The organism is Microcoleus sp. Pol12B4 (assembly GCF_036701385.1).
GTDB lineage: Bacteria > Cyanobacteriota > Cyanobacteriia > Cyanobacteriales > Microcoleaceae > Microcoleus.
The window spans coordinates 17,569-33,159 of sequence record NZ_JAUBQR010000049.1 but is presented as its reverse complement, the minus strand read 5'-3'; the positions used below and the strand labels follow the sequence as shown (position 1 = coordinate 33,159).

The following is a 15,591-nucleotide window of genomic DNA, read 5'->3' as shown; positions in this document are numbered from 1 at the left end:
AAATTAATCCGCACTGCGTAAGCAGAAATACTGTCCCCTGCAATTTGATGCCCGAAGTTCAGCTCGACACTCACTCTCGGCACTCACTTAGCATATTGGAGGGGATGCCAGCAGAATTTGGCTGTAAAATGCACAAACCGTGACAATATTTGTTTTTAGGGTACTCAATAAGCCAAAGTTTCTAAAGTTTCCCGCAGATAGCAACGAACCTGCTGATCGATGGTGGCATTTTGCTGCTGACGCTCAAAATTGAGTTCTAGCTGCCAGCGTTGAAATCCTGAACTGGCGCCGATCGCGGATTTGAGACTGCCCCAGATTTCAGAATCTTCGCACAGCTCCATCGGCTGTGCTGCTTGAGGTTCTTGTGCGAGCGGTAGATAATTCGCCATATTGTTATACCTCTGTTTTAATCCTCTGTAAGGATTGAAAGCTGACTTTGACACTCTCTATTATAGATTCTTCTCTCCAAAGAGCCAACAGAAAATATCCACAACCTGCGATTAAAAATTAAATATTAAGACTATTAATAATCTCTATCACAAGAGGGGCATTACCTCTTTTTTTTTCACAGCATACATCGGTACGAATTAAAGTAGCTTAAACTACAATTGCCCCCATATTAATTTTTTATTTCACTTTTTTTCGATCGACTCTTCGGGTAAAGATGTAACGCCGTTGGTGTCAGCAGGTTGTGGGTTGACAATACTGCGGACTGACGAGTTCCCCATGCCGGATTCTGGCCCAATGGACTCTGCAGGTGCAGCCACAGTGGCAGTTGTCTCGGCTGCAAAAGCCGGCAAAAGTCGATCGACTTGCCAAGGCGCGATCGTAAAATCCTGCCGAATTTTTTCTAAAACATGAGGCTTTGTTGCAGCAAATTCTGATTCCGGCGTCAGCAAAACCGCCATAACACTAGCAGACACCTGCAAAAACAAATTGCTCGCTAAAAAAGCAGCAACTGCCAACAACAATCCAGCCCACCGCCAGGAAGGAGGAAAGGGAGCCACCGAAGCCGCCAGGGGGGCCCATCGGTAAAGCTGCCACAAAATTACTGCCAGCAAAACAGCTACAAAAAGAGCGATTCCTTGATTTAACTTAGTTTTAAACCGAGTCAGAATCCGGTGCTGTACAGAAGTTAAATTCTGCGGTTTCACCGCCACAACTAAAATACTAAAAATGTAAAAAGGGCGGAACCACTGCATCCACAGCACAGGAACAATACCTGCTACAGCCACTAAAAATATTTCTAACCAGACAGGGAGCAGGGGAGAACCCACTGCGAGTCCCAGCAAGCACAGTCCCAGGAAAATCGGCAGTGTAGCCGCCCCAGAAAGGTGAATCCACAAAAAAGGATCTGACCAAAAAGAACGCACTTTCAATAATTATGAGTTATGAGTTTTGAATTTTGAGTTTTGATAGTCTGGGATGCACTCTTAACCAAGAAACCCGCTTCGAGGAGTAGATATCTAGCGGTCAAACCAAGCATTGTGTGATGAAACTCGGTTGCTTTGCGTAAGTCTTATTTGAGTTTTAAATTTTGAATTTTTAGCAGCAACAGCCAAGACGATGAGGACGTTGTTAATTGTGGATATATTTGCTTTTCTTACTTCTTCCTTCTCTCCTCGATAACTAAAACCTTCTGCCTTCTGGCTTCTTCCTTCTGCTATAAGTTAAAAACAAAAGTTGAGAGTGATGAGTTTCGGAGTATTGAGTGAAGAGAATAGTTGGGAGCGATCGGCAATTTGGTTGCCATCACTCAAACATTCTCTTCCAACTCAACACTCACAACTCAAAACTATTGAGAGAGAGTCCGGCGTTTAGTAACCATCCGGTAGGCTTCAATAATATCGCCATCCGCCCAGTCGCTAAACCCGCTCAAGGAAATGCCGCATTCAAAGCCAGCATTGACTTCTTTGGCGTCTTCCTTCATCCGTTTTAGGGAGTCGAGGACACCTTCGTAAACGACATTGTTGCCCCGGCGCACCCGCACCTTACAGTTACGGACGACTTTGCCAGAGAGTACCATACATCCAGCCACAGCCCCGCGACCGATCGCGAAGACAGCGCGCACTTCGACTTGACCCAAAGGTTCTTCCACCAATTCGGGTTCCAGCAGGCCTTCCATCGCCCCTTGAATGTCATCCAAGAGGTTGTAGATGATGCTGTATTCCCGCACGTCTACGCCAGCTTGGTCAGCCGCGAGGCGAGCGTCGGTGGCGAGAGTAGTATTGAACCCGATAATTACAGCATTACTAGCTGCAGCGAGGTCAATATCTGTTTCTGTAATTTCCCCAGGAGCAGATAGCAGAAGTCGGAGTTGAACTTCTTTTTGAGGAAGTTGAGTCAGAGCGCCGACAATTGCTTCGAGGGAGCCTTGGACATCTGCCTTCAAGATCAAGTTGAGTTCCTTGAGAACGCCTTCCTTAGCTTGTTGAGAGAAGCCGCTGAGGCTGATCCGGCCGCCTTGCAGCAGGCGGGAATCTCGTTGGGAAGTAGCTCTTCCAGAGGCGATCGCCGCTGCTTCTTTTTCGTTTGCGAAGACATCAAACTCGTCTCCGGCGCGAGGAACTTCCCGCAGCCCCAGCACTTCCACCGCGAAGGATGGAGTTGCGTGTTCTACGCGCTCGCCCCGGTCATCGATCATTGCCCGCACCTTGCCCAAAGCCGAGCCTGCGACCACAATATCGCCCACTCGCAGAGTGCCGTTCTGCACCAGCAGAGTTGCCACAGGCCCCCTTGCCTTGTCGAGGTGAGCTTCAATCACAGTACCCTTAGCCGGTCGATGCGGGTTGGCGTTGAGGTCTTCCATTTCCGCGACTGTCAGAATCATTTCCAACAGCGTATCCAGGTTTTCGCCTCGGATCGCGCTGACTGGAACCATCGTGATATCGCCGCCCCAGTCATCTGCCACCAAGCCGTACTCAGTAAGCTCTTGCTTCACCCGTTCCGGCTGAGCACCCTCCTTGTCAACTTTATTGATAGCCACGACAATTGGCACTTTCGCCGCTTTCGCGTGGCTGATCGCTTCAATTGTCTGGGGTCGCACGCCGTCGTCCGCCGCCACCACCAAGATGGCGATGTCCGTAACCCGTGTTCCCCGAGCCCGCATCGCTGTAAAGGCTTCGTGACCCGGCGTATCCAAAAATACCACCTGCTGGCTCTTGCCTTCGTGTACCACATCCACGTGGTAAGCACCGATGTGCTGGGTAATGCCCCCAGCTTCTCCCTGAGCCACCTTCGTTTTGCGGATCGAGTCGAGCAAGGTAGTTTTACCGTGATCCACGTGACCCATAATCGTTACTACTGGGGGACGGCGTTCGAGGTATTCCAAATCCGCTGCGTCCAGCATCTCGATCACTTTGATAGCTGGGGCTACTTTTTCAGGGGTTTCCACCTCTACGCCCATTTCTTCGGCTACCATCCTCACCGCTGGAATGTCCAGGGTTTCGGTAATATTTACCGCAATTCCTTTAGAGAAAAGCCGCTTAATAATTTCGGTTTCGGGAACAGCCAGAGTAACTGCTAGTTCTTGAACGGTCATCGGCCTGCTCAGCAGCAGCTTTTCTGGACGTTCAACCTTAGCTTCCGCTGTTTTGCCCCGGTTGCCGCGTCCCCCGCTCGAGCCTGAAGAAGAACTTTTATCGTGAGAAGGGCCTGGTCTCTTATTTTTTCCGCTGCTTCCGGGTGCGCCCGGAGTTGGTGTTGACTTGGGTGCTGCTTGTCCCTTCGCTTTAGCTGGGCGGGCTAGGGACAGGCTGACCGTGACTGGTGCTGGCAGATCCAAGCCGTTTTCTAAGTCATCATCATCCTCGTCTATGGGTTTGAGGCGAGAACGTTTTGCCTTAACAGCCTTAGCAGCTTTAGCAGCATCTGAGTTTTCGTCATCATCTTCTTCCCAAATGACCGATGTCTTTTTGGCAGGACGAGGGAGGGAGGGCCTTTCGAGGAGAGGAATCTCCAGCAACGGCGTATTATCTTCTTCATTGTCATCAGTGTCATCCCCTATGGCTCCGGTGCCACCGCCCCGGCTACGCAGCCCGGTAGCTGACGTTGCGGGGGCAAGACTCCGGCGCGGGCCGCCGGGCTGGGGTCGATCGGCAAGTGGAGTTTTGACTGGGCCACCAGCGCCTTCCCGGCGCGGTCTTTGCGCGTCGCGAGATTCGGTAGCAGATCCCGGTGCAGGTCTGCTGGGGCGACTCGGTTTAGCCGGCGCTTCCAGAGTTTCTGACTGTCCTGATTGCTCTTGCTCGGTTTTTGCAAGTTTGAGTACCGGCTTGTTTCCCAGATTTTGTGGGGTACGGCTAGCCGACTCGGACGCCCCTCTGACTGGCGGCGACGTGAGTTTGGCCGAGGGCGCGGGAGGGGCGATAGGCGGTTGCTGGGTGCGTTCTGGAGCCTTTTCCGACGGCGGTTGAGGTGCCGCAGGTGCCTGAGCCTGGGCGGTGGTTTCCGGGGCGATCGCACCTATAGTTTCTGACACTTCTGACGGAGCCGCCGAGACAGCGACATTTGGCTTCGACAGTACAGGTCGATTGATATTCGGTTTAGCTGGAGGCTGGAGTTGTTGAGCTGCAGGCGACTTGGGAGGAGTTGCCACGGTTGCCGCAGGCTGGTTTTTGTTCTCCTCGTTGCCTGCAGGCTGGGAGGAAGCACCAGCCGGGCGTACTTTTGGACTGCGTATTTCTAAAATTTGCTGCTTTTTTTGTTGGTCGTTAGGGTGAGGGCCAGATTCTCTAGATGGCGCTGCTGCTCTTTCGGGTGGAGCTGGCTTGCCGGGGGAAGAGTGGCTACTGGCTACGTATTTTTCCGCCGTTTTGCGAATGCGCTCTGCTTCTGATTCTGTAATTGTGCTGCTGTGGCTCTTGACTGAAATATTGAGCCGCTCGCATACTGCCAAGATGTCTTTATTATCCAAATTTAGTTCCCGTGATAATTCGTAAATTCTTACTTTGCCGTTGTTCATCCACTCTGCCCTCTTTTATGCCAACCAGTTTTTACATTGTGATTTTTTGTGCTAATGACGACATCATTCGGTGTGATTGATTCAGTGTCAGGAATCGGGGTTGCGGTACTCTCTCAGCAATTTTATCTAGAAAGATGCAACTCGCTGAAGTCTGCGGTTGAAGAATTCTCAAGTCTGTTTGGCAACTTGGAACTCCGAAGTCTGAGTTTTGGCAAAAACCACTCTCTCAAGCTTCAAAGTTTGCCTTTCCACCTTGAGGATACCTCTGCTAGTACCCTACCCTTATCTAATCTGACACAAATCTTTCCAGACTGGTGGGCAGATCGGATTGGGGTTTTATAGCTGGCGCTACCGGTAATTACTGGTAGGGCTGCCAAGAGGGTTTATACAGTCGATGCCGAACTATTGTCGGTTTTTCATCCGGGTGAGCCAGAGTAAGATCTACAGTCAGATGTGGCTAAACGCTGCCAAAGTGTTTGGTACAGTTCGTCAGACACAGGCGCTTTGAGCGATCGCCCAAGTCGATTTTTTTTCTGAGCTGCTTTGAGGCATTCTGTTTCCCGACACAGGTAAGCAGAACGGCCCATGCCACGATCTAATTGTACCTGATGAGAAGGATAGAGCCTGACTACTCGCCAAAAAGCTTCCTTAGGAGCTATTTTTCGACAACTTGCACAGCACCGGTAGTTCGGTTTCATTTCTTGTGAGAGGGGGATTAGGGGGAGAGAGGGGAGTAGGGGAGAAGTCCTGCTTGTCTCCCGAAGAGAGAAAATCTTATGACAAGGAATCAGAAGACAGAATTCAGAATTCAAAATACGCTATGCCCCAAGTCAGGGGTAACGGTCACGGAAAATTTTTTTTTGCGAGCCCCGATTTTAATCAGGGCCTTTCAACCTCGATCATCCATCCTGTCGCACAGAACCCATTCTGGATTCTGGCTCCTGAATTCTAAATTCTTCTTCGGTAAATGTCACAGTTTTTAGACTGCGGCTTCGGTTTCCTCCGTGGCGGCCGCCTCCTCTTCCTCAAATTCTGGGGTTTCCTCGTCGCCGTCGTAGTCCCCCGCTTCGTCAGCATCGTAGTCGCCTGCTAGTTCTTCAAGCCTAGTTGCTTCTGCTGCCAATTTGCTGTCTTCGGCCGCGCGATCGTACTTAGCAATATCTTTGATATCGATTTTCCAACCTGTTAGGCGGGCCGCTAGGCGGACGTTCTGACCTTCTTTGCCAATGGCAAGACTCAGTTGGTCTTCAGCGACCAAAATGTGAGCTCTCCTGCCTTCTGGAGCAACTAAACGCACTTCATCTACTCTAGCGGGACTTAGAGCGTTAGCAATATAAGTTGCTGGGTCTGGAGACCAGCGGATCACGTCGATTTTTTCGCCGCGCAATTCGTTGACTACTACCTGAATCCGCGATCCCCGCGCTCCGATGCAGGCTCCTACAGGGTCTACGTCGCGATCGAGAGTATCAACTGCTATTTTAGTCCGGGGGCCGACGTGCCGGGATGGCGGATTTGCCTCCCTGGCCACGGCGACAATCCTCACCACCCCGTCTTCTATTTCTGGTACTTCGTTAGCAAACAGGTACACCACCAAACCTGCGTCTGCTCTAGAAACAAGTAACTGCGGCCCTCTAGTAGAGCCTTCGCCTACTTTTTTGAGATAAACCTTGAATGTAGCGTTTGCTCGGTAATTGTCGTTGGGCAACTGTTCGCGCTTAGGGAGTTCGGCATCTACTTCTGGCTGACCGAAGCTGCTGGTAACTGCTAAAATTACCGACTGTCTCTCAAACCTGAGAACTCTTGCTTGAAGAACGGTTTCTTCTAAATCTTTAAACTCTTCTTGAATCATTTTGCGCTGTTGGTCGCGCAGTTTTTGAGCTAGAACTTGTTTCGTCTGGATGGCGGCCATGCGACCAAATTCTTTTTGATTTGGTGTTACGTCTACGAGCACGATGCTGCCCGGTTGAGCTTCCGTGGCTACTTCTTGCACCTCCGTAAGTGAGATTTCGTGATCGGGATTGATGACTTCTTCGACAATAGTTTTGTTGGCTAAAACGCGGAAACCTTCTTGTTCGGCGTCGAGTTCTACATCAAAGTTGTCGAAGTATTCTTCGCTGAAGTGATCGAGTTTTTGGGTGCGGCGGTAGCGTTCGTATCCTTTGAGCAGGGCTTCTCGCAAGGCTGCTTGGACGGCGTGTTTGGGTAAATTGCGTTCTTTGCTAATACCTTCAACCATTTCTTTTAGTCCGGGCAGGGGAACCATTGACATATAAAACGCTCCTTTTTTGCTGTGGTAATAAGTAACTGGTAATCGGTAATTTCTACTTGAAAAGTTTCAAGGAAAAGTGATGAAAGAGGAGTGATGAGTTACTGGATAGGAGAAGGGGAGCTGGGTGCTGTAACAATTTATTTGTTGTTCCTATTCAACCTGCAGCTACAGATAGGATTGTTAAAAATTAACTCGCAGCCAAGCGTTTTCAGCTTGCTGCGAGGCAATCTCAAAACTCAAAACTCAAAACTCAAAATTTCCCTTTACCTCTCCTTTCCTTCGTCTAGTTCAACTTTGACAATCTGAGGGCGGGGAATTTTAACCTGTCGCCCTTTTTGATTGAGATAAACCGCTGTTTCATCCCGGGACAGGAGCAGTCCTTTCCACTCTTTGATTCGCGAGTCCGGTTCGGTGGCTTTGACTGTCACGGGGAAACCTTTAAAGGTAATGAATTCTCGATCGCTGCTGAGCAATCGGGATATTCCGGGACTGGAAATCTCTAGCACGTAGGCATCGGGTATGATGTCGGCTGCCTCTAACTCGGCATCGAGGGCTGTGCTCATGCGCTCGCAGTCGCCTAAACCCGTGTCTTGTTGGAGGTTGCGGATGTCTACCCGCAAGACGGGAGGATTTTGGTTGGTGTGAAACACTGCTCCCACTACTTCCAATCCCAGTGTTTCCGCAACGGGGGTAGCTAAGTCAATGATTTGTGGGATTAGGGGATGAGTCATATCGAATACTTAAGTTAAAACTCCTAAACTCGGACACGGCAAGGAAAAATTTGTTGTTGAGATTGCTTGGCTTTGAGGTGGTTTGATTAGGTGGCTGCGACTTTCGTCTTCAACTTTGGGACTTACCTAACATCCCAGCAGGGATCTCAAGCGGGGGGATTACCCCTACTAAATCAGTCCTCAACTTGCAAGTCAGACGCCCTGAGCTCTTTTCCTGCAACTAATGCAACAAAAAAAGTGGGCTTGACCCACTCCTAGGTAAAACAATTTCTTCCAAGAAGTTTGAGGACTTCTTTCGATCGAAGGGAGGCCTCAGTTCTCAGTTTAGCTCGATCGCCCGCCCGGTGACAAACCAATCGCCCTCGGGGGAGCGTCCGAGGGGAGAGGGGGAGAGCTGACAGGGGGAATAAGGACGACTTCATCACCGTTTTGGAGTGGGGTGGGGTGAGGGCAAATTCCTTGTTGATAGCGAAGCGGGTGCGATCGATCCTAGAACAGGGGGGGAGTGGCACTCAGGGGTTCTAGGGCTTGCGATACCGGAGTTGCTTTGGGAAATTCTAATTTCAGTTCGGACAAGCCCTCTGCTTCTGGATACGTGGCGAAGAGTTTGACAGTGTATCGTGATTGATAGATTCGACATGGGCGATCGCTAAATTAACGGTATATTGACAAAACAGCCAAACTAAGATTCACCATAAAAAATCCCCATTACTAATGCTGAATAGGAAGCTCAATTACAAACTCTACCCCCCATTCGGGCGAGGAGATGCAGGTCAGCGTACCACCATGTTTTGCTTCTACAATCTCACGGCTAATAGACAAGCCTAAACCTGTCCCTTTACCCACTGATTTTGTAGTAAACATTGGCGTAAATAAATGCTGCATTATCTCCGGCGTTATCCCCAGCCCATTGTCAACAATCCGAATCACCACTCTGCCGCTCTGAAGCATTTCAGTAGAGATCCGAATCTGTGGATTGTCATTGTTCTGTTGCTTTTCCCCGCAGAGCGGACAACTGATCGTAGACTCTTCTAAAGCATCAATTGCATTCGCTAGTACATTCATAAACACCTGATTAATTTGCCCAGGATAGCACTCGACCAGCGGTAATTCGCCGTACTCTTTAATAACCTTAATAGCTGGGTGAGTGCCTTTACCTTTCAATCGATGACCTAAAATCAACAGGGTACTATCTAGCCCATCGTGAATATTCACTGGCGTTAGTGCCGATGTATCCAACCGAGAGAAATTACGCAGTGACATAGAAAGATTGTAAAGTCGCTCTGTTCCCACCGCCATTGAATCAATAACTTTTGGCAAATCTTCAACAATAAAATCTAACTCAATCTCCTGGCACTTATCCTCAAATTCTGAGGTCGAAGTAACGTTGTGCTGACAAAGCCGAGTCATCTCGATCAAATCGGTAATATATTCCTTGGCAATAGGGATATTATTGGAGATAAAACTAACTGGATTGTTAATTTCGTGAGCCACCCCAGCTACAAGCTGACCAAGGCAAGCCATCTTTTCACTTTGAACGATTTGCACTTGAGCTTTTTTAAGATTCTCTAAAGCTTGAGAAAGTTCAGCCGTTCGTTCTTCCACCCGTTTTTCTAACTCCTGCGCGAGCTGATGTAACGCTGCTTCTGCTGCGAGCCTGTCTTCTATTTCCCGTTTGAGAAGCAGATTTTGAGCTGCAAGAATTTTAGTAAGAGAACGCAGTTTTAAATGAAGATTGACACGAACTAACACCTCCTTTTGTTCAAAGGGCTTAGTAATGTAATCCACCGCCCCTAGATTAAAGCCTTTGACCTTATCTCCTATGTCAGAAAGAGCAGTCATAAAAATTACGGAAATTTCGTTCGTCAACTGGCTTGCCTTCAACCTATGACAGGTTTCAAACCCGTCAATTCCTGGCATCATCACATCTAACAGAATCAAATCAGGCTGACTATATTCAGCCTGTTCGATGGCAGTTTCGCCATCAGTTGCTACCAATATCTCCCATCCAAAACCCGCTAAAGCTTCAGAAAGCACGTCCAGATTGCTAGGATTATCATCGACGATTAAGATGCTACTTGTTTCCATATTTGCTGCCTTCATTCTTTTTCTATTCTGTGGGATGTAATAAACTCTTTGATTTTTTTGACTTGATAACCTTGGGCTAACTGGCGCAGCTCAACAGCAAAGGGCACAAATTGCTGATCTAACTTCTCTAGGTGCTCACTGCGCTTCACAATTCCTTTCACGTTGCCTCTCATCGCCAGTTCAAATAAAAGTTCCATTTCTCCTGGCGGTGGAGCCACTACAGAGGTAGATTCAGAAAGTGATTGAGGATCTGATGAAAAAGGAATAGCACTAATTTTTTCATTTTTTCGTTTTTCATATATCCATTCAATTTTTAAATACTTTTGCAATATCTCAAATAGCTCTTCTGCCTGCACTGGCTTACCGAGAAAATCGCTTGCTCCCCCCTCCAAACTTTTATGTTGATCGGTAGCAAATACACTGGCAGATGAAGCAATGATTGCCACGTCTTTATAGTGGGGCAAGTTTCGGATACGGCGCATCATCTCAAAGCCATCTAACACTGGCATCACCAAGTCAGTAATAATCAAATCAAACTTAAACTCTTCTACTTTTTCTAAACCCTCTTGACCGTTTTTAGCTTCGGTTACTTCAAAGCCGAGGGGTTCCAGGAGATTGACAATGACCGAGAGGTTTTCCCATTTGTCATCCACAACCAAAACTTTCTGCTTTCTACCTTGGTAGCCAACCAGCTTTCTTTGCTTGGCAAGCGTGGCTGTATTTGCCCAGTCTGCCGCTTCCGGTAAATCCAAATCTAGCCAAAAAACACTACCGACTCCTGACTGACTTTTTACTTGAATTGTACTACCCATCATTTCAACAATTTTCTGGCTAATTGTTAAACCGAGCCCAGTTCCTTCCGCCTGACGCTTGCTGTCTCCTACCTGTTCAAAAGGCAAAAATATTTTTTTTAATTGTTCGGGTGTCATACCCACGCCAGTATCTTCAATTTGAAACATAATTTTGTGAATTGGTGAGGCTGGCATTTGCTCATTGGTTTGTACCTTTTCACCTGTCCCCTTTTCCAGATGTTCTATCTTAAAAGTCACTCGTCCTGAGTCTGTAAACTTAATTGCATTGCTCAGTAAGTTAATTAGTACCTGTCGCAAGCGTTTCTCGTCAGCGTAGATGCCAGGAGGAATTTCCAAACTCGGTTGATAAACAAAAGCAATTCCTTTTTGTTCGGCTCGGATGCGGCAGATTTCCGCGACTCCCTGCAAAAAGGAAGGAAAATGGAAATCTTTCGCGTACAGTTCCAATTTCTGAGCTTCAATTTTAGCGAGGTCTAAGATGTCATTAATCAGGGTTAACAGGTGGGAACCACACTGGTGAATAATACTGATGCCTTGGATATCTTTAGGAGCCATCGTTTTTGAGCGTTCTAGGATTTGAGCGTATCCTAAAATTCCATTGAGTGGCGTTCTCAATTCGTGACTCATATTCGCTAAAAATTCACTTTTAGCTTGGTTGGCAGTATCAGCGATTTGTTTGGCTGCCGTCAGTTCAGCAGTGCGTTCTTCTACTCGGAGTTCTAGCTCGGAATTGGTCTTAGCTAGCGCCTCAAAGGATTCGCGCAACTGTTGTGCCATCAGGTTAAAAGACTGACCCAAAACTTCTAGTTCTTCTACGCCTTTTACCTGGACATTTTTCTCTAAGTCGCCACTGGCGATCGCCCTAGAAGCTGCGCTCAAACGGAGAATCGGGCTCGTAATCCAGCGTGCGGTTAAGATTCCCAAAACAGTAGCCAGCGCCAAGGCTCCCAAACACAACAAAATGGTAGTCTGGGTACTGGCGTTAATTTGATCCATGAAATCGCTTTCAGGAACGACGACGACAATCAGCCAGTCCAATCCTCGGCTATCCTGAAAGGGCATAACTTGCAGGAATTGTCGCTGGCCGGCAATCGTAAAATCCAATTGCTGAGAGCTATTAATTTTAGTGAGGTTGCCAAAGTGTTCTTTTAAATGCGCCGTTGTCAGCCGAATTAAATCATCTGTGCTGTCTAAAGCATTCAGGCGATCGAGTTTGCCATTGTTGGTGATAAATGCTTCTTTGAGAGTTGAACTACCTACTAAGAGTCCAGAACGTTCCATAATGAAAGTCTGTCCCGATCTACCGATTTTTAAGCTTTGCAGAAAGTCGCTCAGGAAAGAGATCAACAAATTAGCAACTAATACTCCGCGCAGTTCGCCACTTTCGTCATAAACTGGATGTCCGGCAGGGAGGGAGAGCGTTTTCTGACCTGTAAGCGGAAAAATTTCGCTCCATGTGGGCCGGCCTAAGCGTACACTGTCTTTATACCATGAACGGCGGAGTATATTGTAGTTGCGGGAGACTTTTAAGAGCTTTGTTTGATTGCCTTTGCTATCAGATTCATAAATATGAAGTTCATTCGGATGCTCTTTGTCTGCTATTTTAAAAAATATTTTGCCATTCTCTTGGCGTTCAACGGCAATGAACTCTCCTGTTTTAGTAGCAAAACCCATCTGGGGCAGAGAAGGAAAGGCTTGAATTTGCTCCCACAAATAGCGTTCCGTACTCTCCAATTCCTCTGGATTTAAGTATCCTAGTCGAATGGCATTGGCATTCAGTTGATTGACCCGAGGGGCTGTGTCTAGGTAAGTATTGAGCTGCTGCTGGATGCGGGCCGTAATTTCACTTCGCAACTGACTAGCAACTTCGTTGACTGCTTTTTGCCCGTTGCGTAAAGAGAGCCAGCCTGTCAGCCCGACGGCAGCAAATATTTGCAGAACGAATGGGAATACTAAAATCAGGCGCAGGGACACCTTTTTTTTAGAACGATTTGACAGGAAATTGGTTGCAGAGGTCTGTGACATTTATTGGTGTTACTCCTGGGGTAACGAGTTGGCTGAAAAATTTCAGTGGATTTAGTGAAATGAGGCTGAGGAAATATATATTGAAAAGCAATTTATAAGAGTTAGTGTAAATTTTTAGAAAATAATTTACTTGAAAAAGCATTGCTATTTACGTATTTTCCCTGAAAACTTTATAATTATAGCTGACTTAAAATGCTGACGCGCCTTATTTTTTTATAGCAGTTGTAATTTTTATCGCTTAGCAAAGCAGTTAGAAATCATATCTAATAGATTACCTCGTTTAGAGATATTTGTAGTAATTTTTAACTTTACTTTACACAGTGGTACTAAAAAGTATAAGTTCATCAAAGTTACATATAAATTGATATAATATACATCTAAAAAAATTGCTCTTTCTCGCTAAAAAAAGGACACGCAGGCCGCTGAGAACCGTAACGACGGTCTAACTCACTACCGCGCTGAAGATTTCATGCACAACCCTGCTGATGACTCTCGTAGACAATGCCGATCGCACATGAAACTTTACAATTCCAGCAAGTTTTATTTGCAAGAGTTACAGCAGGGTAATTGCTAATTGCTAATTGGGGAAGAAAAAAATAAGTAGAGCGCCGGAGCAGAGGGGATTATGACAGAGGAGAAAGCTGAGGGCTATTCTTTTAATTCTGCAACACTATCTCAGCTTAATACAATGCTTCGGACAGTGTGCGATTGCTAAGCGTAAAATAAGGGTTTCAGGGCGATTGCCAAATCGACTTGCTAACGGACAATCAAGGGTTTTCCACTAGGATCTCAAAATAGTCCGGACTATTGTTAATAGTGAATTTGGTATTAGAGGTGGACACATGGCTGGCAAGGATTTTAAGGTTCTTCAAATCCGAGTGGCTAGGGTTTGTCATCAGTTGATGTAAAGGAAGGTAAAGGAGAGATATAGCCGACTAGAAGGATTCGATCGCCACGACAAGTCACCGTTATGCCCTAGGAAATTAACAGTGGGAAAGGATTAAAGATTTGTTGCCCAGACGTGAAGGTGATATGGGTGGGACAGTCTGCTTACCATGGGTTGTTCGTGGAAGCGGTGTTATACCGCACCCGGGCATCCCGTGGGGAGACTTGCCCGAACGGTTTGGAGACTTCCGACTGATGACACGCCCTAACGCGGGGCTATCCGTTGCAGTTCTTTGGCTTGTTCTAAAATTTTCTCGAAGTCTTCTTCGCTCAACCGCTGAATGTAGTTGATTTTGAACTCTTCTAGGAAGTCGCACAGCAGCAGTTGTATTTCTTGCCAGGTCTGCTGCTGTTGCAGTTCGTTTCCTAAAGCTTGCCCGAAATGTTGCACTAGCTGGCTGGAGAGTTTGATGCTTATGGGGTCTTCGCTGGCGATTTTGAAGGCTTCGTAGGCATCTTGGGGGCCGAGGGTGGCTAATTTTGAGAGTTCTGCAACTAATTGCTGTGCTAGCTGTTCGGGCAGGTTTCCCAGGCCGGGTACTTGCTTCCATCCTTGATAGAGGGGGGATTGTTTGAGGAAGCTTTCAATATTGTACCGGAGTAAGGCTTCTAGGTCTGGCTGGAGTTGGGGGAGGACTTTGTAGACTGTTATTTGGACGAGATGTGTGGCGATCGCTTCTATTTCATTGATATTGTTGATGTCTAGATAGCGCTGTTTTTGGGATTGAAATAGTTGACGAGCGAGTTCGCCTGTGGTGATTGATTGTTGCATCTGGTTGATGAGTTGAATTACTACAACTTCGGTTAATTCTTGGGCGAAGTTGGCAACGAAACCTCGGCTGATTTGGGTGCGTATGGGTTTGAGATCCGGCATTTTGGCTTGGTGGATACGAATTGTGACGGGTAATATTCGCAACAGGCGCCAGAATGGGAGGAGCAGGAAGATGTCGTACCATCGCCAGAGCATGGCTGCTCGCCAAGTAACGCTGCGGTGGCGGCGGCTGATCAAGTAGGTACGGGCTAGAAATTCGATCGCGAATATGGCAATGAATGGCAGGTCGATTTGCCAGAAGTTATCGGTAAATTCGCCGTTTTCTCCGATCTCGCGGTAATAGTTGGTGGCGATTAATGGCTTGATTTTGGTGTCAAACCACTTGATTTCTTTTTGCCACCCTTGTTTGTTTAAATAGTCAGGACTCCAGAATGTTTGGAATGATTGTTTAGCGGAGTCTTGCGGATTTGGGACGCGATCGCGCATTCGGTCTTTGATTTTTTCTAGGGTGCCGCTTTTTGATGCTACTCGAAAGGGATCTTCGTCGATCATTTTCGCGCTCAGATTGTTTATTGCCTGCAATTTTGCCGCTACTTGGGGAGAGGGCAACCCTGTTTGCACTACTTGAATTTTTAACTCTTCTAAGGTTTCTAGATATTGCTGGGTGTCTCGGTGGGGTTTAATTCCTTTAAATGGGTCGTATACTTGAGTTACAACTGGCAGTTGCCGGAGGTAGAAATCTCGACCGGGGACGTAAGTTATGTCAAATAATACTAGAGTTAAATTTCCTAGGGCTACCAGTGCCATGAACCGCTCGAACCATGGTACTTTTGGTGATTTTATGCGGGAGTTTGGAGTGGGAGATGGCTGTAGTTTTGGTGTCACTGGCGATTCCTAATTAAGTAGACCGATCGAATTAGATATAACTGGTAATAGCTGAAAAAAGGAAACAGGGAAAACTGGCTAAGTGTCTGGTCTGGATCGGG

General features: G+C 47.2%; 9 protein-coding genes and 1 pseudogene. 1 reads left to right on the top strand and 9 read right to left on the bottom strand.

The window, feature by feature from the left end:
• Positions 1–164 precede the first annotated feature (164 nt).
• The 8 genes from QUA38_RS09595 to QUA38_RS09560 all read right to left on the bottom strand — a co-directional run bounded on the left by QUA38_RS09595 (position 165) and on the right by QUA38_RS09560 (position 12,888).
• Complete coding sequence (locus tag QUA38_RS09595) at positions 165–389, bottom strand: hypothetical protein (RefSeq protein ID WP_333161186.1); 225 nt, start codon at positions 387–389, stop codon at positions 165–167.
• Between the two features lie 243 nt (positions 390–632).
• Positions 633–1,346: a low-complexity tail membrane protein gene (locus QUA38_RS09590; protein ID WP_333161184.1), complete on the bottom strand. Its 714-nt coding sequence runs from the start codon at positions 1,344–1,346 to the stop codon at positions 633–635.
• A 449-nt stretch (positions 1,347–1,795) separates the two neighbouring features.
• Positions 1,796–4,963: a translation initiation factor IF-2 gene (gene infB, locus QUA38_RS09585; protein ID WP_333161182.1), complete on the bottom strand. Its 3,168-nt coding sequence runs from the start codon at positions 4,961–4,963 to the stop codon at positions 1,796–1,798.
• Between the two features lie 416 nt (positions 4,964–5,379).
• Positions 5,380–5,661, bottom strand: coding sequence for a YlxR family protein (locus QUA38_RS09580; protein WP_333161180.1), 282 nt, complete (start codon positions 5,659–5,661; stop codon positions 5,380–5,382).
• A gap of 281 nt (positions 5,662–5,942) precedes the next feature.
• Positions 5,943–7,232: a transcription termination factor NusA gene (gene nusA, locus QUA38_RS09575; protein WP_333161179.1), complete on the bottom strand. Its 1,290-nt coding sequence runs from the start codon at positions 7,230–7,232 to the stop codon at positions 5,943–5,945.
• A gap of 263 nt (positions 7,233–7,495) precedes the next feature.
• A complete protein-coding gene (gene rimP, locus QUA38_RS09570; protein WP_333161177.1) occupies positions 7,496–7,963 on the bottom strand; it encodes a ribosome maturation factor RimP in 468 nt (155 codons plus the stop codon).
• Positions 7,964–8,674: 711 nt separating this feature from the next.
• The gene (locus QUA38_RS09565; RefSeq protein WP_333161175.1) at positions 8,675–10,066 is read right to left on the bottom strand and encodes a response regulator; all 1,392 of its coding nucleotides are present in this window, start codon (positions 10,064–10,066) and stop codon (positions 8,675–8,677) included.
• Positions 10,063–12,888 (bottom strand): ATP-binding protein, encoded by a 2,826-nt coding sequence (locus tag QUA38_RS09560; RefSeq protein WP_333161173.1) that lies wholly within the window; start codon positions 12,886–12,888, stop codon positions 10,063–10,065. The genes QUA38_RS09565 and QUA38_RS09560 overlap by 4 nt, the downstream gene beginning before the upstream one ends.
• Positions 12,889–13,887: 999 nt before the next feature.
• Between QUA38_RS09560 and QUA38_RS09555 the strand changes: the two are divergent.
• Positions 13,888–14,025 (top strand): annotated as a pseudogene (locus QUA38_RS09555) (IS5/IS1182 family transposase); the annotation flags it as partial.
• Positions 14,026–14,038: 13 nt separating this feature from the next.
• Here the strand turns inward: QUA38_RS09555 and QUA38_RS09550 are convergent.
• Positions 14,039–15,490, bottom strand: coding sequence for a hypothetical protein (locus QUA38_RS09550; protein WP_333161171.1), 1,452 nt, complete (start codon positions 15,488–15,490; stop codon positions 14,039–14,041).
• Positions 15,491–15,591 lie beyond the last annotated feature (101 nt).

Excerpts from the sequence above, each read along its gene's own strand:
- QUA38_RS09595 (WP_333161186.1), bottom strand. The coding sequence starts at position 389 with ATGGCGAATTATCTACCGCTCGCACAAGAACCTCAAGCAGCACAGCCG.
- infB (WP_333161182.1), bottom strand. The coding sequence starts at position 4,963 with ATGAACAACGGCAAAGTAAGAATTTACGAATTATCACGGGAACTAAAT.
- QUA38_RS09580 (WP_333161180.1), bottom strand. The coding sequence starts at position 5,661 with ATGAAACCGAACTACCGGTGCTGTGCAAGTTGTCGAAAAATAGCTCCT.
- nusA (WP_333161179.1), bottom strand. The coding sequence starts at position 7,232 with ATGTCAATGGTTCCCCTGCCCGGACTAAAAGAAATGGTTGAAGGTATT.
- rimP (WP_333161177.1), bottom strand. The coding sequence starts at position 7,963 with ATGACTCATCCCCTAATCCCACAAATCATTGACTTAGCTACCCCCGTT.
- QUA38_RS09565 (WP_333161175.1), bottom strand. The coding sequence starts at position 10,066 with ATGAAGGCAGCAAATATGGAAACAAGTAGCATCTTAATCGTCGATGAT.
- QUA38_RS09560 (WP_333161173.1), bottom strand. The coding sequence starts at position 12,888 with ATGTCACAGACCTCTGCAACCAATTTCCTGTCAAATCGTTCTAAAAAA.